Origin of the sequence: Iodobacter sp. CM08 (assembly GCF_033446605.1) — a bacterium.
Taxonomy (GTDB): Bacteria; Pseudomonadota; Gammaproteobacteria; order Burkholderiales; family Chitinibacteraceae; genus Iodobacter.
The window spans coordinates 16,128-35,099 of sequence record NZ_JAWQUO010000027.1; the positions used below are offsets into that span (position 1 = coordinate 16,128).

Annotated in this window: 12 protein-coding genes; 10 read left to right on the forward strand and 2 right to left on the reverse strand. The window is 47.5% G+C overall.

Annotation, left to right across the window (positions count from 1 at the left end; all coding sequences use genetic code 11):
* Nucleotides 1–4 precede the first annotated feature (4 nt).
* Nucleotides 5–2,785, reverse strand: coding sequence for an IPT/TIG domain-containing protein (locus R6242_RS15375; RefSeq protein WP_318428387.1), 2,781 nt, complete (start codon nucleotides 2,783–2,785; stop codon nucleotides 5–7).
* 695 nt (nucleotides 2,786–3,480) lie between these two features.
* Between R6242_RS15375 and R6242_RS15380 the strand changes: the two genes are divergently transcribed.
* From R6242_RS15380 to R6242_RS15410, 7 genes are all read left to right on the forward strand, one after another.
* Nucleotides 3,481–6,342 carry a ribonucleoside-diphosphate reductase subunit alpha gene (locus R6242_RS15380; RefSeq protein ID WP_318428389.1) on the forward strand — a complete coding sequence of 954 codons (2,862 nt, stop codon included), beginning with the start codon at nucleotides 3,481–3,483 and terminating at the stop codon, nucleotides 6,340–6,342.
* A 124-nt stretch (nucleotides 6,343–6,466) separates the two neighbouring features.
* Nucleotides 6,467–7,495, forward strand: coding sequence for an adenosine deaminase (locus R6242_RS15385; protein ID WP_318428392.1), 1,029 nt, complete (start codon nucleotides 6,467–6,469; stop codon nucleotides 7,493–7,495).
* Nucleotides 7,492–8,049, forward strand: a complete 558-nt coding sequence (locus R6242_RS15390; protein ID WP_318428394.1) for a hypothetical protein — start codon at nucleotides 7,492–7,494, stop codon at nucleotides 8,047–8,049. Before R6242_RS15385 ends, R6242_RS15390 begins: the two co-directional genes overlap by 4 nt.
* Before the next feature lie 11 nt (nucleotides 8,050–8,060).
* Nucleotides 8,061–8,615 (forward strand): hypothetical protein, encoded by a 555-nt coding sequence (locus tag R6242_RS15395; protein ID WP_318428396.1) that lies wholly within the window; start codon nucleotides 8,061–8,063, stop codon nucleotides 8,613–8,615.
* Between the two features lie 36 nt (nucleotides 8,616–8,651).
* Nucleotides 8,652–9,734, forward strand: coding sequence for a ribonucleotide-diphosphate reductase subunit beta (locus tag R6242_RS15400; protein WP_318428398.1), 1,083 nt, complete (start codon nucleotides 8,652–8,654; stop codon nucleotides 9,732–9,734).
* 57 nt (nucleotides 9,735–9,791) lie between these two features.
* Complete coding sequence (locus R6242_RS15405; protein WP_318428400.1) at nucleotides 9,792–10,610, forward strand: DUF2971 domain-containing protein; 819 nt, start codon at nucleotides 9,792–9,794, stop codon at nucleotides 10,608–10,610.
* Between the two features lie 1,062 nt (nucleotides 10,611–11,672).
* On the forward strand, nucleotides 11,673–11,936 hold the full coding sequence (locus tag R6242_RS15410; protein WP_318428402.1) for a hypothetical protein: 264 nt from the start codon (nucleotides 11,673–11,675) through the stop codon (nucleotides 11,934–11,936).
* 485 nt (nucleotides 11,937–12,421) lie between these two features.
* On the opposite strand, the gene R6242_RS15415 is transcribed toward R6242_RS15410, so the two are convergent.
* Nucleotides 12,422–13,210: an EAL domain-containing protein gene (locus tag R6242_RS15415; RefSeq protein WP_318428404.1), complete on the reverse strand. Its 789-nt coding sequence runs from the start codon at nucleotides 13,208–13,210 to the stop codon at nucleotides 12,422–12,424.
* 246 nt (nucleotides 13,211–13,456) lie between these two features.
* On the opposite strand from R6242_RS15415, the gene R6242_RS15420 reads away from it, so the two are divergent.
* The 3 genes from R6242_RS15420 to R6242_RS15430 all read left to right on the forward strand — a co-directional run bounded on the left by R6242_RS15420 (nucleotide 13,457) and on the right by R6242_RS15430 (nucleotide 18,907).
* Nucleotides 13,457–13,705: a hypothetical protein gene (locus R6242_RS15420; protein ID WP_318428406.1), complete on the forward strand. Its 249-nt coding sequence runs from the start codon at nucleotides 13,457–13,459 to the stop codon at nucleotides 13,703–13,705.
* Nucleotides 13,706–14,646: 941 nt separating this feature from the next.
* Nucleotides 14,647–16,488, forward strand: coding sequence for a PAS domain S-box protein (locus R6242_RS15425; protein ID WP_318428407.1), 1,842 nt, complete (start codon nucleotides 14,647–14,649; stop codon nucleotides 16,486–16,488).
* Complete coding sequence (locus R6242_RS15430; protein ID WP_318428409.1) at nucleotides 16,460–18,907, forward strand: EAL domain-containing protein; 2,448 nt, start codon at nucleotides 16,460–16,462, stop codon at nucleotides 18,905–18,907. Before R6242_RS15425 ends, R6242_RS15430 begins: the two co-directional genes overlap by 29 nt.
* The last annotated feature ends 65 nt before the right edge of the window (nucleotides 18,908–18,972 follow it).

The window sequence follows — 18,972 nt, forward strand, 5'->3', positions numbered from 1 at the left end:
ACTCCTAGCGTTTGATATACATCAACCGCGGATTTAGCCCGTCAGAGAGCGATATTTCAAACTGCCCACCTGCTGGCAGTGCTTTGGTGTCTACCGTAAGCAGGCCGCCCTGCGCTTGATTGGCCAGTACTTGGCGTGTTTTGCCGCTGTATAGCACGCTTAGGTGTGGGTATTGCCCTGCATTCCACCTGATTTGCAGTTTTCCGGCGCTTTCTTGCCATTGCAGTTGTGCGCCATTGGCCGTTCCTGCTCCTACCCCCGCACTACTTTGCAGCTTGCTGCTGCCTAGCTGTTTGCCTTTGCGCCAGACTTCAATCGCCAAGACTGACTCCACTTTTGGGATGCTCACAAAGAAATGCTGCTCGGCTTGAGGCGTATCCGCTACTTCTACTGGATTAAAGGGCTGGATAATTGTTTTGCCGCTGGCAGAAACAATATGCAATTCATACTCGCCCTTGGAGGCTTCAGGGGCGGTGCCGCTACGCAGTGAAACCGGATTAATACTTGCGCCGCCAGCCGAAATACGCCCAGAAATATCCATCAGGCTCATCGGCATGGAGAAGCCCGCAAGCTTAGGCTGATCATAATTACGCTGTTCCAGATAATCCTGAATTTTGCTGTAGTTGTAATCAGAGAACCATTTCCCGCCGCAATAACCCATTAGATCGCCGTTATTCGCTTCATCTAGCGTCAGCAAGGTATTGGTCTGCGGATCATAAGGTAGCGTATTGCCGATTTTACCGCCCGCGTAGGGGAAGTTAATGTCATATGAGCTTACTCCGCCGCATGGTGCATGGCTTCGGCTCAGATTATGGCCCAGCTCGTGCCCCATGGTACTGAGGTCGTCATCGTGGCGAGCATCAAGGCCAATAGCGGAGTGGGCAGAATAGGATGTGTTTTTTGCATTCACATAGCCCAGCCCTGCGGTGCCGCCGCTAAAGTCTGGGTCTGGCACTAGGCCGTAGTAATGGCGGGCATTGCCTTCTTTAACCCGTAATTGCTCTAGTTCGGCCAGCACGCTACTCCAACCCTTAGATCCGCTGCGGATATTATCTATGTACTTCATATCCTGTGTGGATTGGATCGAGGTAACTTGGTAAGCACCACGGATACTAACGTTGATTGTGCTGTCGGCCAGCGGGAAAACCCGGCTGAGCATCTGACGCACAGAGGCAGTAGCAGGGGCTTGTGCCCGGACAGCGGCGCCTTGGCCGTCGTCGCTCAGTTGCAGCGGCACAATCACCAAATCCATATTGCTTGGTTTTCCCACGACTGGGGTGATTGTTCTGCTGGCACCGCTGCTGACATGCAGCTCTGGATCTGCCTCAATCCGCAGGCTTAAGCCCGGCTTAATCCATTGCTCTGGCAGACGGGCATTAAAGCTTTGCTCTAGCTTGGCTTGTAATACAGAAGCAGGCACGAAGGCAGGCCCAGTCATAGCGATGGCTTGGCCTTGTGGTACGCCATTGATCGTGGCGCTTAGCCAGACCCGAGGGCTGGCAAGTTTGCCCGCTTGGCTAGAAATATTCGCCCGTACGATGGCAGGCTTGCCTTGCACCAAGCGCTGATACTGCGTGCCAGCGAGCTGCGAGTAATTTTGTACCAGAGCAATGCTTTCTAGCTCAATCGTGGCTTTAGGCACGGTTGGTGGAGTTACTGGGGGAGTGGTCGGTGTTGTGCCCGGAGGGGCAACAGGCGGCGCGACGGGTCTGACTAATCTAAAGTATCCGGCGGAAACCAACTGCTGCATGCTGCCTTTTAAAACCACCTCGCCTTCGCCGTTGGCAGGCGTTAGCAGCGTAATGCTGCTGGCTGTTTTGCTGATTAGCTGTGCATTGATTCCACCAATGCTAGCGCTGCTAACCGCATCCAGCCCGTTGCCGCTAATGGTGAGTAAGGTATTGGCAGGTCCACTCAGTGGGGACATGCCCGTTGCGCTGATTTGTGTGGCAATTTCAAAACGCACTTGGCTAGTTAGTGTGTTTTTGCCCCATGCAAAGGTCAGTGGGCCGCTGAGGGCTTTTTCAGGAATCTCTACTTCAAGGCGATTTTCTGAGCGGCTTTTGATGGTGGCGCGCTGGTTAGGGGTAAATAAAAGCTGCTCAACTTGATCAATGCCTTGGCCGGTGATGCTAATGGTTTGCCCAGCAAAGCCAAAGGCAGGGCGCAGCTCGGGCTGGGCCACTGGCCGCCAGATCTGCATAACTTGCGGCAGAGTCTGTTGTCGGCCTCGTTTATCTTCTAAAGTCAGGTAGCCTGAACGTGCCGTGTCCGGAATGCTGACATAGTATTCAGTGGCAGACTGTTTAATCCCTGGCAGCATCACCCCGCCTAAGCGTACGCTTTTCAGCTGGTTTAGCTGACGTCCACGCAAAATCAGTGTTTCACCTGTGTTTAGCTCCGTGCCGGATAACTCAAGCACGCGTGGCTCGGCAATGATGACTCTTTGCCGGGCCTGCACACTGCTGTTTTCTTTGCGCAGCTCCAGCTCGCCCGATTGTGCCGCATCATTAAGCATGACTTCTATTTGCTGGTCTGAAATAAGCTTAAAGCCCAGCTCAACACCGCCCATAACAACCTGCTTGATGCCCGTGAATCCTTGGCCTGTTACGGTAAGTTTTTCGTTCTCGCTGGCTTCTAGCGGGCTGATGTTTTCAATGGTAAAGGCCGTTGCAGGTGGCAGGGTGCTGACTACGGGCGTGGAGGCTGTGGTGGCAACCGTGCTGGTGGAGCCTGGCTCAGAAGAACCGCCACCTCCTCCACACGCGCTAATGGCGAGCAGCACACTGAGGCTGATTGTTTTTTTGCTGAAAAATTGAATGTTTTGAAAAGCAGTGTTTGATTTTTTAGGTTTAAAAGAAGAGGGCACGATAGAAGAGAGTCCTAAAAATAAAACGAGAGCTGGCTTAGAGCGGGATGCTGCAGGCCTGAGATTCGCTTATTCTATGGGAATCAAACGGACATTTAAAGTAACGTATAATACGTAAGCATATTCTTATGTATGCAATGGAATGTAAGCCGTATTAGAAAAAATCGCCCTAGAAAAAGGCAAGGCCTACAGTAGGAAAAACGAGTTAGGCGGGCTGAATTTTGTACAATTTAGGGCAGCTTAAAAACACCGAATGATTGTTTATTAGGCAATCGGCTGTTAGGGATCTGTTCGTTGAGCTTGCTGCGGCAATGTGTTGTTTTTAATCTGTGCATAATCGTGGAATCAGGCTTATTTTTCGGCAGGTATTTTTTTACAAACGCGGTTAAGCCGCCACAAATACACGGCTTTACTGGAACTGCCTTTTTGCACCGTCCAGCTGTACATTTTCTCCTTTGTCATCTGCTTGCCTAACTGGGCTAAAGACACTAGTATTTGTGTTAACTCTTCTTGAGGGACACTACATATAGTGTTTCTCCACAAGAAATCCACAGAATTATCCACAGCAAGACGCAGCCGCCTTGCCTGCCCACTACATTAATGAGAGCCCTATGACCGATAGCGTTAATACTGCTCAAAATCACAGCAGCTATGCCGATTACAAAACCATTCGCCGTGATGGATCGGTGGTGCCATTTGCACCGAACAAAATCACCGTAGCAGTGACCAAAACCTTTATCGCTGTGCTCGGTAGCGATGCTGCGTCTAGTGCCGCTGTACGTCAAAAAGCCATCTTGCTGACTGAATCTGTTGTTTCGGCGCTAATGCGTCGTAAGCCAGAAGGCGGCGCGATTCATATTGAAGATATCCAAGATCAGGTCGAGCTGGCGCTGATGCGTGCCGGTGAGCACGATGTGGCCCGCGCCTATGTTTTGTATCGCGAAGAGCGCAGCAAAGAGCGTCATTCGCGCTTTGAGCCTGAGCATCATCACGAAATCAATGTGCTGTACCCAAATGGCAGCAGCCGCCCGCTCGATTTAGCGCAATTAAAAGCGCTGATCGCTTCTTGCTGCAAAGGCTTGGAAGGCACTACCGATCAAGCTGCGATGTTGGCTGAAACCTTAAAAAACGTTTACGACGGCGTACCGGCAGAAGAAGTTCGCCGCGCGCTGATTATGTCGTCGCGTCAGCTGATTGAAAAAGACCCAGCGTATAGCTTTGTCACCGCGCGTTTACTGCTGAACAATCTGCGCTCTGAAGTCTTGGGCAAGGAAGTCAGCCACGAAGAAATGGCGTCTAAGTATGCTGATTACTTCCCGCAATTTATCAAGCGCGGTATCGATGCTGAGCTACTTGATGAAAACCTCGCTCAGTACGATTTAGCCAAATTAGGCGCGGCGCTGGATCATAGCCGCGATTACCAATTCGGCTATCTTGGCCTGCAAACCCTGTATGACCGTTACTTCCTGCATATCGAAGACACGCGCATCGAGCTGCCACAAAGCTTCTTTATGCGCGTAGCGATGGGCTTGGCGATGAATGAAATCAACCGCGAAGAGCGTGCGATCGAGTTCTACAACGTCTTGTCTAGCTTCGATTTTATGAGCTCCACCCCAACGCTATTTAACGCCGGTAGCCGTCGTAGCCAGCTTTCTAGCTGCTACCTCACCACCGTGTCTGATGATCTAGAAGGCATTTACGAAGCGCTGAAAGAAAACGCGCTGCTGTCTAAATATGCTGGTGGTTTGGGTAACGATTGGACACCTGTGCGCTCGTTGGGCAGCCATATCAAGGGCACCAATGGTAAGTCTCAAGGGATTGTGCCTTTCCTGAAAGTAGTGAATGACACCGCCGTAGCCGTAAACCAAGGCGGCAAGCGTAAGGGTGCGGTGTGCGCTTACCTTGAAACTTGGCACGCAGATATCGAAGAATTCCTAGAAATGCGTAAGAACACCGGTGATGATCGTCGCCGCACGCATGATATGAATACCGCCAACTGGATTCCTGATTTATTCATGAAGCGCGTGATGCAGGGCGCGGATTGGACATTATTTAGCCCATCCGAAGCGCCAGATTTGCACGATAAATTTGGTAAAGACTTTGAAAAAGCCTACGTGGCTTACGAAGCAAAAGCCGCGCGCGGCGAAATGAAGATCGCTAAGAAGATTCCTGCGCTGGGCTTATGGCGCAAGATGCTGTCCATGCTGTTTGAAACTGGCCATCCTTGGATCACCTTTAAAGATCCTTGCAATATTCGCAGCCCGCAGCAGCACGTTGGCGTGGTTCATAGCTCAAACCTGTGTACAGAAATCACCCTGAACACCAACGAGAACGAAATTGCGGTATGTAACCTTGGCTCGGTGAACTTGGTGAACCACATCAAGAACGGCGAACTCGATACCAATAAGTTGTCCCGCACCATCAAAACAGCGATGCGCATGCTGGATAACGTGATCGACATTAATTTCTACCCAGTGCGTAAAGCGCGCGAATCCAACTTGAAGCATCGCCCGGTAGGGATGGGCATTATGGGCTTCCAAGATTGCTTGCACATGCTGCGCCTGCCTTATGGCTCGGATGCAGCGGTTGAGTTTGCCGATCTATCCATGGAAACCGTGGCTTATCACGCTTACTGGGCATCTACCGAGCTGGCCAAAGAGCGCGGTACTTATCCAAGCTACAAAGGCAGCCTGTGGGATCGTGGCATCTTGCCGCAAGATTCGATTAAGTTGCTGGCGGAAGAGCGCGGTGGCTATCTAGAAATGGATACCAGCTCACGCTTAGATTGGACACAGCTGCGTGAACATGTCCGCAACCACGGCATGCGCAATTCAAACTGCTTGGCGATTGCGCCAACGGCAACCATTGCCAACATCATCGGCGTATCGGCGTGTATCGAGCCGACTTACCAAAACTTGTTTGTGAAATCAAACTTGTCAGGTGAATTTACCGTGGTGAATGAATACCTAGTGCGTGATCTAAAAGAGCGCGGTCTGTGGGATGCCGTCATGATCTCTGATCTGAAGTTCTTTGATGGCTCGGTATCTAAAGTAGAGCGCATTCCGCAAGACTTGCGTGACTTGTACGCAACGGCGTTTGAAGTGGATCCAAACTGGTTGGTTGAATGCGCATCGCGCCGCCAAAAGTGGATCGATCAAGGCCAATCGCTCAACCTCTACCTTGCTGGTGCATCGGGCAAAAAACTGGACGAGCTGTACAAATTTGCATGGCTGCGTGGCTTAAAAACCACTTACTACCTACGCACCATGGCCGCCACGGCAGCAGAAAAATCCACCGGCAGCGGTGGTGAGCTGAATGCGGTAGCGGTAGACGGTGGCTACACCCAGTCATCTGCAGCCGGTGCCAACTCGATCAGCGCCACGCCAACCATGGCAGCGATTGATGCAGAGCTACCAGCAACGGATATGAAATTCTGCTCGATTGATAATCCAGAGTGCGAGAGCTGCCAGTAAACATGTAGGGTGGGCACTTGTGCCCACGCGCGATGCCCAGTTTGAGTATCGCGTATCCACCGCGTGGGCAAGGTAAAACGCTTTGTCCACCCTACAATACCGAAAAAAATACCTTGAGAGTCAAATGACCGAAGCCCTGCACCCTGTCGATCAACTGATCCTCGCTTTACCTAAAACCGAGCTGCATCTGCATATCGAAGGCACTTTAGAGCCTGAGATGATGTTTGCGCTGGCTCGCAAAAATGGCATCAAGCTGCCATACGCCAGTGTAGAAGAAGTGCGCGCGGCCTATTGTTTTGATAATCTGCAATCGTTTTTAGATTTGTACTACGCCGGTGCCAGCGTACTGATTACCGAAGAAGATTTTTACGATTTGACTTGGGCGTATTGCGAGCGCGCTTACAGCGATCATATTGTGCATACCGAGATCTTTTTTGATCCGCAAACCCACACCGCACGTGGCATTGATATTGGCGTGGTGATTCGTGGTATTACCCGCGCTTTAAATGATGCCACCGATAAGCTGGGGATTAGCTCTAAGCTGATTTTATGCTTTTTACGCCATCTTTCTGAAGCAGAAGGCAGGGCCACCTTAGATGCCGCGCTGCCTTATCTGGCGCAAATCGACGGCGTGGGCTTGGATTCCAGTGAGCTGGGTCATCCGCCTGCCAAATTCCAGAAATTATTTAAGCGCTGCCGCGATCTAGGCCTGCCTGCTGTGGCCCATGCCGGTGAAGAAGGCCCAGCCTCATATATTACCGAAGCCCTAGATGTATTGGGTGCGCGGCGTATTGATCATGGCGTGCGCTGCACTGACGATGCCACCCTTGTGGTGCGCTTGGCGACGGAGCGTATTCCGCTCACCGTTTGCCCGCTTTCCAATTTAAAACTTTGCGTAGTGGATGATCTGGCCCAGCATAATTTACGTAATTTGTTGGCAGCAGGGCTATGCGCGATGGTGAATTCTGACGATCCAGCGTATTTTGGCGGCTATCTAAACGCTAATTTATTGGCTTGCCGCGCCGCGATGGATCTATCTGCGAGTGAAATTATTCAACTGATTAACCACAGCTTTGAGGCCTCTTGGCTGCCAGACGCGGATAAAGCCCGCTGGCGCGCCGAAGTATTGCGCATTGCTTGCATCGCCAAGTGAGTTTACTTAGCCGTTGTTTGCAAGCTTTTACCGCTGTTGCTAGCGCCTTAGTAGCCGCTTGCAGCCCGCAAAATACATTGCAAATAGAAAATGGCCGCTTACAAGCGCCCGCAGGTCAAGGCTATGTGGTGCTGGCTTTAACGCTGCAATCGCTTTCCTCAGATCAGGCTGATTTACAAGTTGAGCTGCTGGGGGCCCATAGCCGGCATAGCTTACGGGCAGATATCAGCCGCGATAGCATCGCTGGCCCTGCGGGTGAAGCCCGTGGCCGTTTGTGGGTTTTGCCGCTGGCAGCGGGTAGCTATACGCTGAGCCAAGCTTGGGGTAATTGGGCCGCAAAAGGTAGCAATGGCCGAGGTGGGCAACAGCATTTTCAGCTTGATCGGTCGTTTAAAATTGCTGCGGGTGAAGTGCTGTATTTAGGTGAGATCAGCGCCCAACTTCATTTTGCTGCAACATTGGCGTATAGCGATCAATCCACGCGCGATTTTTATCAACTTAAGCAGTGGGGCGTGCAAGATACAAGTCAGATTGCCACCCGCTTATTGCAGTAAAAGGTTGTTATATGTTTAAAGGTTTATTACTCAGCTGTGCGCTGCTATTAAATGGCTGTGCGATTGCACCGATTGCGGTAGTACAAGGCAAATTAAGCCCTCCGCCAGAGCAGGCTTACGCCATTGTTTCTTTAACCCTGAATTCTTTTGATCAAGACGGCGCTTCCGCTTGGCTACGCTTACAAGGCCCTAAGGGCAATATTGATTTAAACGCCAGCATTCAGACCGATACCATAGCCGCGCCAGATAAAAACGCCATCGGTAAATTGCATGTACTGGCCTTGACCCCAGGTGAGTACACCGCTGAGCAAGCCGTTGGTGATTGGTCTTATACCGCCGCAGGCTGGCCACAGCAGCGCCACGACTCATTGCCACTGGGCAAAAGTTTTTCTGTAAAGGCTGGAGACGTGGTTTACCTCGGCGAAGTGCATCTTGCACTGAGCTTTCAATCCAGCCTTAAGCTGAGCGATCAACATGTGCGTGATTTTTACGCGCTGGGCCAACAGTACGGCATTCAAGATTTATCCAATATTAAAACACAGCTACTCGGCACCTTAGCTCAGTAAGTATCAACACCTTAAGTGAAAGATAGGATCAGTAATATGCTTAATTTTGACGACGAAATCAGCACTCCAGCCGTAGCCATCAATCTTGATGCGGCTACCGCTAAACGCGTAAATGCCTCAGATAAGCGCGTGATTAACGGCACCACCGATGTTAACCAGCTGGTGCCGTTTAAGCACAAATGGGCATGGGAAAAATACTTGGCGCAGTGTGCAAACCACTGGATGCCACAAGAAGTAAATATGCAGCGCGATATTGAGCTGTGGAAAAGCCCGAACGGCCTGACCGATGACGAGCGCCGTTTGGTCAAACGCAATCTGGGCTTCTTTGTTACGGCTGACAGCCTTGCTGCCAATAACATTGTTTTGGGCACCTATCGCCAGATCACCTCACCAGAATGCCGTCAGTTTTTACTGCGCCAAGCTTTCGACGAAGCCATCCATACTCATGCTTATCAATATATCGTTGAGTCCTTAGGGCTAGACGAGGGCGAAGTATTCAACGCCTACAACGAAGTGGCCTCGATCCGCGATAAAGATGAATTTCTGATTCCTTTCATTAATATCCTAACCGATCCAAGCTTTAAAACCGGCACGCTAGAAACCGATCAGCAATTGCTGCGCTCCATTATTGTGTTCGCCTGCATTATGGAAGGCCTATTTTTCTATGTGGGCTTTGTGCAAATCTTGGCGCTGGGCCGCCAAAACAAAATGACCGGCGCGGCCGAGCAATACCAATACATCCTGCGCGATGAATCCATGCACTGCAATTTTGGTATTGATCTGATCAACACCATCAAAATGGAAAACCCACAGCTTTGGACTGAAGAATTTAAAACCGAGATTTACGGTCTATTTAAGCGCGGTGTAGAGCTGGAATACGCCTACGCCGAAGACACCATGCCCCGCGGCGTGCTGGGCCTGAATGCATCGCAATTCAAAGAATACCTGCGCTTTATTGCCAATCGCCGTTTGCAACAAATCGGCCTAGAGCCAATGTTCCCCGGCGTCACCAATCCATTCCCATGGATGAGCGAGATGATTGATTTGAAGAAAGAGAAGAATTTCTTTGAAACTAGGGTGACGGAGTATCAGACTGGTGGGGCGTTGAGCTGGGATTGATATTTAATTGAATTAGAAAGGCTGCCTTTGGGTGGCCTTTTTGATATGAGGTATTTGATGCTATATAAGTACACGAGAATAGATGAGTATTTAAAATCAATTTTGCTTGATGGGTACATCTTTGGTGCATCTCCTCATGTTTTAAATGATCCATATGAAACTAAACTCTGTATAAAAATGGATGGTGTTGATATTGATGGCTATTCGAAATATGTGTTTGAAGAGTCCAAATTTTCAAAAAGTTATTCTCCTGCCAATAGGATGATGGCCAAGAAGCAATTTTGTCATTTGTTGGCAAGTAACCCTGGGAAAAGGCTAGAAGATATTGAAAAAAGTTTTAATATGCATTGCTCAAAATTTGCCCGAATTGTTTCTTTATCTAGTGATGAGAATAATCCACTATTGTGGTCATTATATGCAGATTCTCATAAGGGCGTGTGTATAGAGTTCGAGAGTGATGTGGGTCTTTTCTCTTTAGCTAAGCCTGTTTTATATACTGATAGCTACCCAGTTGTGCCTGTAGATTGGCGTTTAGGTGGTAGTATTAGTTTGTGGGAGAAATTAATTTTGACAAAGGCTAATTTCTGGGCTTATGAGAAAGAATCAAGGTTGGCATTAATGGCTAATGAGGAAGGGCAAACCATTACGGATCAAGTCCTTTTAAATACAGGCGGTTCTAGAGCCAGTCGAAGGAATAAACCGAATGGGTCTGAATATTATTTCGGTAGGGATAAAATAAAAAGTGTAGTTTTGGGAGCTAGAGTTGCAAAGGATAATAAAAACAACGTTTGTGAATTAATTGAAGGCTCAGGCATTAAATTGTTTCAAGCTAAAATATGCCGTGGGTCGTATGAATTAAAATATATAGAGATATAGTTTGCAGATTGGGTATTTCGTAGGGCGGGTGAATTCCGCTACGTTTTGCGATGGAATATGAAAATGTAGGTCTCACTCTTTACTCGCTAATTAAAAAATAAAAGGTATTTTTAGTATAATAATTTGAGCATGTTTTATCTGACCAACGTGCAATGGTAAATTTAGCGTCTTGCTCAATAAATTCACTAAGTTTGCCTGCTTTTATTTAAATCAATTAATTTTGGTTTGCTGACGGCATTGCCAAAATATATTGAATTGATGGTTTGTTATGGTCTGTATTTTTTAGTGCCTTCGGCACGTTGATTTAGGTGCGGGAGTCCCCCGCGTGGGACTCACTTTCTTGAACGGCCAAGAAAGTAAGCAAAGAAGGCCGCCCCACGAAGCACGAAGGCCCCTCTCTGCGGATAATCGGCTCGGCGGAAAAGGCTGCTCGCTCGCTGCCTCGCTACCCCTTTTCCGAAACCCCGATCCGCTTATTCCTCGTTCGGCGTGCTTCAAGGGGAGATTTAAGCCCCGTGCTACGTGTTGCGATATAAATTCATATGGCTGGGGGCGAAAATATCCCAATCCCAATCCCAAATCCAAATCCAAATCCAAATCCAAACCTTAATGGTTTATCTCCGTCTTTGTTTTTCTCCGTGAAACTCCGTGTTCTCTGTGTCCTCCGTGGTTCAAGATTTGGGTTTTGCAGCACGGTAGGTTGGGCATGTTTTATCTGCCCAACGTGCAATGCTGAATCGAGAACTTGGCACAATAAAGCATCTAAGATTGCCTGTTTATTCTGAAATAGATTGAATTGATGGTGTGTTTGATCTGTACTTTTTAGTGCCTTCGGCACGTTAATTTTGGAGCGGTAGCCACCGCGGGGGCGTTCTTTTCTTAACGGCTAAGAAAAGAACCAAAAGAAGGCCGCCCCACGAAGCACGAAGGCCCCTCACTGCGGATAATCAGCTCGGCGAAAAAGGCTGCGCGCTCGCTGCCTCGCTACCCCTTTTCCGAAACCCCGATCCGCTTATTCCTCGTTCGGCGTGCTTCAAGGGGGTGATTTAAGCCCCGTGCTACGTGTTGCTATGTAAATTAAATGGCTGGGAGCGAAAATATCCCAAATCCAAATCCAAAGCCAAATCCAAAGCCAAATCCAAAGCCAAAGCCAAAGCCAAAGCCAAAGCCAAAGCCAAAGCCAAAGCCAAAGCCAAAGCCAAAGCCAAAGCCAAAGCCAAAGCCAAAGCCAAAGCCAAAGCCAAAGCCAAAGCCAAAGCCAAATCCAAAGCTAAATCCAAAGCCAAATCCAAAGCTAAATCCAAAGCTAAAGCTAAACAATGCTAGGTGAGGTGGTTTTGTGGGGGGTACCATTAAGCTGGCTTTCGTCTGAAATTTTCTATGGCAAGGCGTAGGGCGGGTGCACTCCCATAGGCTCTAACCAATTTGGTTTTATGTACGCAAACAATGAATCATCAAAATGACGCGCGCTTAGCACGGGGCTTAAAATCCCCTTGAAGCACGCCGAACGAGGAATAAGCGGCTCGGGGTTTCGGAAAAGGGGTAGCGAGGCAGCGAGCGCGCAGCCTTTTTCGCCGAGCCGATTATCCGCAGTGAGGGGCCCTCGTGCTGGTCGGGGCGGCCTTCTTTGCTTACTTTCTTGGCCGTTCAAGAAAGGGAGTCCCACGCGGGGGATTCCCGCACCAAAATCAACGTGCCGAAGGCACTAAAATTGGTTAGTGCACATGGGGTGCAACCCGCGTTTTCCTATATGGTTCGCGGCTTGTAAATACGCCTTCCCTTGCTTGTTGTGTCATCTATCCAAACACGCCTTACATTTTATTGCTAAGCAAGGGCAGCCCTTCGATTTCTGGCTGGGCGTACAGGAATCCTTGCTGCCAGTTAATGCCTAATGAGCTGAGGAAATCCGCTTCGCTCTGTGTTTCGATGCCTTCGGCAATGATGTGGATGCCTAGTTTGTTGCAGACTAGGGTTACGGCTTCGGCGATGACTTGCCTCACTGGGTCTGTGCCTATGTCGCGGGTCAGTTCCATGTCTAGTTTGATGATATGCGGCTGAAATTGGGCGAGTAGGTTTAATCCTGCATAGCCTGCGCCAAAATCGTCGATGGCGGTCATCATGCCTTGGCGGCGGTATTCTTCGAAAATCCCTTTAAGGTGGCCGCTGTCACGCACTTTTTCGCCTTCAGTCACTTCAAAAATCAGCCGCGAGTGGGGAAAGTTGAAGCGCTTGCTTGCTTCTAGCGTGGCACGAATGCACGCAGCAGGGCGGTAAACGGCGTTGGGCAAAAAATTAATGCTCAGCCGGCAATCCTCATGTTTGCTTAGGCCCAGCTTGGAGGCCAGCTCGATGGCTTTAACTCGACAGGCTTGGTCAAAGCGATAACGATTACTGTCATCCACTTGATCAAGAATACTGCTGGCTGACTCACCATTGCTTCCTCTTACTAGTGCTTCATAAGCCATGGGGCGCATGGTGCTTACATCTAAAATAGGTTGAAACGCCATTGTGAATTCAAATGGCAATAATCCTGGATCTCTACAGCCTTCACAGTTTAGAGGGGTAAATACATCCCCTGTATGTCGTTCTAAATTTGACATTAACTTACTCCTTTATTCCGCTTACCTCGTTAGTATAGTCAGATATTATGGATTATGTACCAGCTAGGCGATAGAGTATCGCTCTGAGGCAACCTGCTATCCTTCGATCTTGTTCCAGCCATACTTAGGCGGGGCAAATAGTTTACTTTAAATATGGCGAGCTATAAAAAGCGCAGCTTTTAGTTTATTTCTGGATGTTTATGGACCACTGTTTAAAACGTCTTTAATAAAAAATGGAGTGCTTTAATGGAACGGCTTTTGGAATGTTTGCGCGGGATGAGCTTGCTTGCCTTGGGTGATGTGCACTCTAATAATAATGCCAGAAAGCTAAGCCAGCGCCTGATTGAATCAGGGGAGGTTAATATTTTATTTATAGAGTGGCCTAATTTTAATCAGCTTAATGAGGCGATTGAGCAAATGATTTTAAATGGGCTGGATCAGCCTCAAGCGAGTGAGGCTTTAAGGCCAGCTCTAAAAACCCATCTGATCTCATAATACTGCGTTGCGCATTAAAAAATATCCTTACATATCAAACATATGCAGCGTCGATTTTTTTAATACGCGCCTTGTCTTATTTAGAAATATAGGTTTTTCGAGGCCCCCTAAAAGCGATGCAAGCCCTAGCCTTTTAGAGTTGACGGCGATTGCGATTAGCCACGTTTCTAGGGTTTTTCAGTTACTCCAAATAGAATAATATGAAGCCCCCAAAAAATCTGTTTTATTTAATGATGAAGGTTTGGCGGTAAGAGACGATTATGCGGCAACGTAAATCGATAAATACTCAAAATTAATCAGCCATGGCTGCTTAATTCTTTGGGGGGATAATCATTTTAAGGATTATGAAAACAGATATTTAAAGCCTTCTGAAATATTTGATGTTTTACCCAATAATTTTCTGAAAAAACTGAAGACTACTCATTCTATATTTTATATTCTTTATATACCTAATACACAAATAAATATGTATTTTTAATCAATGCCCTGCAATTTTATAGGAACACTACTAGTGGTAAGCGAGGCTTAATATTTTAATGCCTGATTATATCTCTTGCTCATTTTTTGTCATTTGTCTAAGGATATTAATATTTATAGAGTTAACTTGTAGGGGCGCTGCTTGCTGCGCCCTCGCGAAACAGGGCGCAGTAAGCAGCGCCCCTATAGTCTATTGGCCTGCATGCAATATATGGCTTTGTTTGAGCAAGAGGCATAATCAGGTTTTAGTATTAAAGGACATTGGGCTTAGCTCAGGGTAAATGGATTAAAACTATCTTGAGCATGGGCGGTGTAAGTAAATTACAAATTACATCTTTGCTCCATGGGCTTAAATATAAGCAAACATTATTTTATTCTTGTCGGTTAATTTCATTTTTATTTCTCCGTGCTTACCAATTTACCAGCTATAAAGGTAAGCTGGTTATTCTATATGGAGAGATCGCATGCATCTTCTCTCACCCGAAGATATTCAAGATATCTTCCCTTTGATTTTGGAGAACGTCGCCATTGGTGTGGCTATTTTAGATGCAGAGCTAAGGCAGGTTTGCATCAATAGCCGCCATGCTGCACTCAATAATGTGAGCGTAGCCCAGCATATGGGCAAAAAGCTGGAGGAATATTTGCCGCAGGCGGCGGCGGTGATTATCCCTAAGCTACGCTTTGTGCTGGAAACCGGCAGGCCTTTGCTAAAGCAGGAAATCCGCGGTGCAGTGCAGGGGCCAGATGGGCAGGTTTTGCATCGGCTTGCTTCTTATTTTCCTTGGAGAAATACAGAAGGAGCTGTGCGAGGCGTGGTGGCAATTATTCAGGATTCCACGCTTGATAATGTGGGTGAGCAGTTGCTGCAGGAAAGTCAGAAAAAATTACTCAAGGTTTTAGATAATTTATTCTCTTTTGTGGGCGTTTTAGAGCTGGATGGCACTTTATCTGAGGCGAATCAAGCGCCACTAACGGCGGCAGGGATCACACTGGCAGATGTGCGGGGGAAGAAGTTCTGGGATTGTTATTGGTGGTCTTATGATGCTCAGGTGCAGGAGCAGCTAATTGATGCGATAGAGCGCTGCCGGCTGGGTGAAACGGTTCGTTACGATGTACCCGTACGTATGCGCAATGATAGCCGGATGTGGGTCGATTTTATGCTGGCCCCGCTGCGTGATGATAAGGGCAATATCACCCACCTTATCCCTTCTGGCATGGATATTACCCAGCGCCATCAGAGTGAGGCCGCTTTACATCAGTCTGAAGAAAGATATCTGTCTGTGATTGAGTCCTCAGGTGAGGCCATCATTACTAAATCGTTAGATGGCATCATCACCAGTTGGAATTCGGCAGCGGTACAGTTGTTGGGATACTCCGCAGAAGAGGCGATTGGTATGCCGGTAACACGCTTGTTTCCTGCAGGCCGGCTAGATGATGAAGTCCAGATTATGCAGCGCATTATTGTGGGAGATCGTATTCCTACTTTTGAAACAGAGCGGATTCATAAAGAGGGACATATTGTTCAGGTGGCGGTGACCATTTCTCCACTTCGGGATAAGCAGGGCAGGGTGGTAGGGGCGTGTAAGCTAGCCCGGGATATTACGCTGCAAAAACGTCAGGTAGAAGCGCTGGAGCACGCACTAGAAGAAAAAACAGCGCTGCTGCATGAGGTTCACCACCGCGTAAAAAACAATCTGCAAATTGTTTCCAGCCTACTTAATTTGCAGGCACGTAAAGTGTCGCCAGAGGTGATGCCCGCGATTGCCGAATGCCAAGGTCGCATCAGCGCGATGGCCTTGGTGCACCAGTTACTTTATGAATCCGATAATCTTTCTAGCGTGAATCTGGCTGATTTTTTATCACGGTTGATTTTTTTAATTAATATGACTTATAGCGTTGCCGATACTAAGACGCAATTAAAATTTTCTGGTGCAGTGGCAGATATTACTTTAGATATTACCAAAGTGATTCCTTTTGGTTTGCTGATTAATGAATTGGTTTTAAACGCAATTAAACATGCATTTCCTAATGGTGCAGAAGGCCGAATTGAAGTGGGCTTAAGTCGTTTACCTAGCCAAGAGTTACAATTATTTGTTCGTGATAATGGCTGTGGTTTGCCAGCTAGTTTTAGTTGGGAAAAAGGCTCCGGCCTTGGCTCTCAGCTTATTCCAATGTTTGTTAATCAATTGCAGGGCAAGCTGATTACAGAATCATCTTCAGCTGGGGTTTGTTTTAAAATTTTGATCAATGAAGATAAAGCAGCTAGGGGCACTCACCATGAGCACCGAAAACATACTGATTGTTGAAGATGAGCCAGTAGTAGCCTTAGATTTGCAGCAAACACTGCAAGAAATGGGGCATCAGGTTTGTGGTATTTACACCAGCATGGATGCAGCAATTCAGGGGGTAGAAACACACCAGCCTAGCCTTGTGTTAATGGATATTCATTTGCAAGGAAAAGGGGATGGTATTGAGGCTTGCCAAGAAATTTATGAGCAATGGCAATTACCGGTGATTTTTTTAACCGCCTATGCCGATGAAAAAACCGTACGCCGTGCTGCAATTGCTAAGCCTTTTGGCTATTTAACCAAGCCTTATAATAAAAAAGATTTAAATGCGGTGATTCAGGTTGCCCGCTCTCGGCATGATGCCGAGTTGGCGCTGGCTAAATCCGAGCAAAAGCTTGCCATTGCCATTGAGGCGGCAGAGCTTGGCACATGGGAGTGGGAGTCTCAGCTTGATCGGTTGACGGGCGATGAGCGATTTCGGCTGATCTGGGGAACGGGGCTGCAGCCTTTTGTGGCGGGGCTGGCAGCCATGCTGAGCCGTGTACACCCTGATGATTTGCTTGGGGTGGAGGGTACACTGCAAACGCTGGGGTTTTTTAAATGTGAATTTCGCGCTAGGCGTGATTCAGGTGAATACGCATGGCTGGAAATGTTTGGCAATTTACGGATTAGATCTGCCGATCAGCATATTGTGATTGGCGCTTTGCGAGATATTACTCCACGTAAAGAAATGGAAGAAAGGTTGCGTCAAGCCAGCATTGTATTTAGCACTATTTCCGAAGCTATTATGATCTTAAATGCCAATGGCTTAGTTTTGTCGGTCAATCCTTCATTTAGCAAACTAAGTGGCTATTCAGAATTAGAAGTTATTAATCATCCAAGCCAAGAGTATTTAATTAATCGCCGTGAGCCGATAATTTCTTATAAAAATATTGCATTAACCAGTAGTGGTTTCTGGGCAGGGGAAGTGGGTTGCCTATGTAAAAACGGCGATATTTTGCAAACATTGCTGCATATTTGCACGGTTAGAGATCAAAATGGCGAGGTATTACAATTTGTGCAGACGTTTTCTGATATATCGGCCATTAGAGAGGCCGAGCATCAGTTGGTGCATTTGGCCTATCACGATCCATTAACTGGTCTTGGTAATCGTTATTTATTAGATCAAAATTTACAAAGCGAATTAGTGCGGGCACAAAGTCATGGCCGTACCGTTGCTATTATGTTTATTGATTTAGATGGTTTTAAAGCGATTAATGATTCCTTAGGCCATCATATTGGCGATAGGGTGATTCAAGAATCAGCCAGCAGAATTGTGAATCAAATCCGCCGCCATGATGAGGCAATCCGGCTAGGAGGGGATGAGTTTGTGGTAATGATCCCTGATGTCATTACACAAAGTGAAGGCTTTGTGGTGGCGAATAAAATATTAAAAGCACTATCGCAGCCTATTCAGCTTGATGAGCAAAAATTGGTTATTGGGGCCAGTATTGGGCTAGCTTTTTTCCCGCAGGATGGTCATGAACTTAGTGATTTATTAAGTGCTGCGGATAGTGCTATGTATGAGGCAAAGCGCCAAGGCAAAGGCCGCGTATGTGCTTACTCCAGTGATTTAGTAGAGAATGTGCGCACGCGGCTAAATATTGAGCAGGGAATGCATGGCGCACTAGAAAGAAATGAGTTTGTACTGTTTTATCAGCCTGTGGTCGATTTATATGAATCACGTTTATTGGGCTTTGAAGCGCTTATTCGCTGGAATCATCCTGAGTTTGGCGTACTTGGGCCAGATAAATTTATTGCCATTGCCGAAGAAACAGGCTTAATTGAGCCAATAGGTGCGTGGGTATTAGATACTGCTGTGGCTCAGCTTAAACAATGGAGCGTCTTTGGCCGTAGTGATTTAATGATGGCGGTGAATGCTTCGGTAAGGCAATTCCGTGGCGATGCTTTTTTGAATCAATTAAAAAACGTATTAAAGCGGCACGAGATTAATCCTAAGCAATTAGAAATAGAAATTACCGAGTCTATGCTGCAAGATTTCCACAGTATTAGAAAAATGGTGCAGGGGATGCGTGAATTGGGTGTTAGTGTGGCGATTGATGATTTTGGCACTGGCTACTCATCATTGGCGCTGTTGAAGCATTTGCCAATTACACGGATTAAAATTGATCGCTCGTTTATTATTTCACTACCAGGTACGGCGCGGGATGTTGGGCTGATTTCTGCAATTATGCAAATGGCCAATAGTTTAGAGCTAGACGTGACGGCGGAGGGGGTAGAAACATTCGATCAGTCGCAGATTTTACGTACGATGGGCTCCCCAGCAGTGCAAGGATATTTCTTTGCCCACCCTAAAGCTGCCGAAGAATACTCCGCAGATTGGATCAAACGCAGTAGTGTAAATGGCTTTTTTATTGGTGAAAAGAGAGCTGATTGATCGTTATTTTATTGTTTTGCTACATCGCTGCAATATATTTGCAGCCATATTCAGGTAAAAAGGAA

What these genes read in the sequence shown, in the direction of transcription:
- R6242_RS15405 (WP_318428400.1), top strand. Translation starts at nt 9,792, where the DNA reads ATGCTATATAAGTACACGAGAATAGATGAGTATTTAAAATCAATTTTG.
- R6242_RS15430 (WP_318428409.1), top strand. Translation starts at nt 16,460, where the DNA reads ATGAGCACCGAAAACATACTGATTGTTGAAGATGAGCCAGTAGTAGCC.
- R6242_RS15415 (WP_318428404.1), bottom strand. Translation starts at nt 13,210, where the DNA reads ATGTCAAATTTAGAACGACATACAGGGGATGTATTTACCCCTCTAAAC.
- R6242_RS15385 (WP_318428392.1), top strand. Translation starts at nt 6,467, where the DNA reads ATGACCGAAGCCCTGCACCCTGTCGATCAACTGATCCTCGCTTTACCT.
- R6242_RS15380 (WP_318428389.1), top strand. Translation starts at nt 3,481, where the DNA reads ATGACCGATAGCGTTAATACTGCTCAAAATCACAGCAGCTATGCCGAT.
- R6242_RS15425 (WP_318428407.1), top strand. Translation starts at nt 14,647, where the DNA reads ATGCATCTTCTCTCACCCGAAGATATTCAAGATATCTTCCCTTTGATT.
- R6242_RS15420 (WP_318428406.1), top strand. Translation starts at nt 13,457, where the DNA reads ATGGAACGGCTTTTGGAATGTTTGCGCGGGATGAGCTTGCTTGCCTTG.
- R6242_RS15395 (WP_318428396.1), top strand. Translation starts at nt 8,061, where the DNA reads ATGTTTAAAGGTTTATTACTCAGCTGTGCGCTGCTATTAAATGGCTGT.
- R6242_RS15400 (WP_318428398.1), top strand. Translation starts at nt 8,652, where the DNA reads ATGCTTAATTTTGACGACGAAATCAGCACTCCAGCCGTAGCCATCAAT.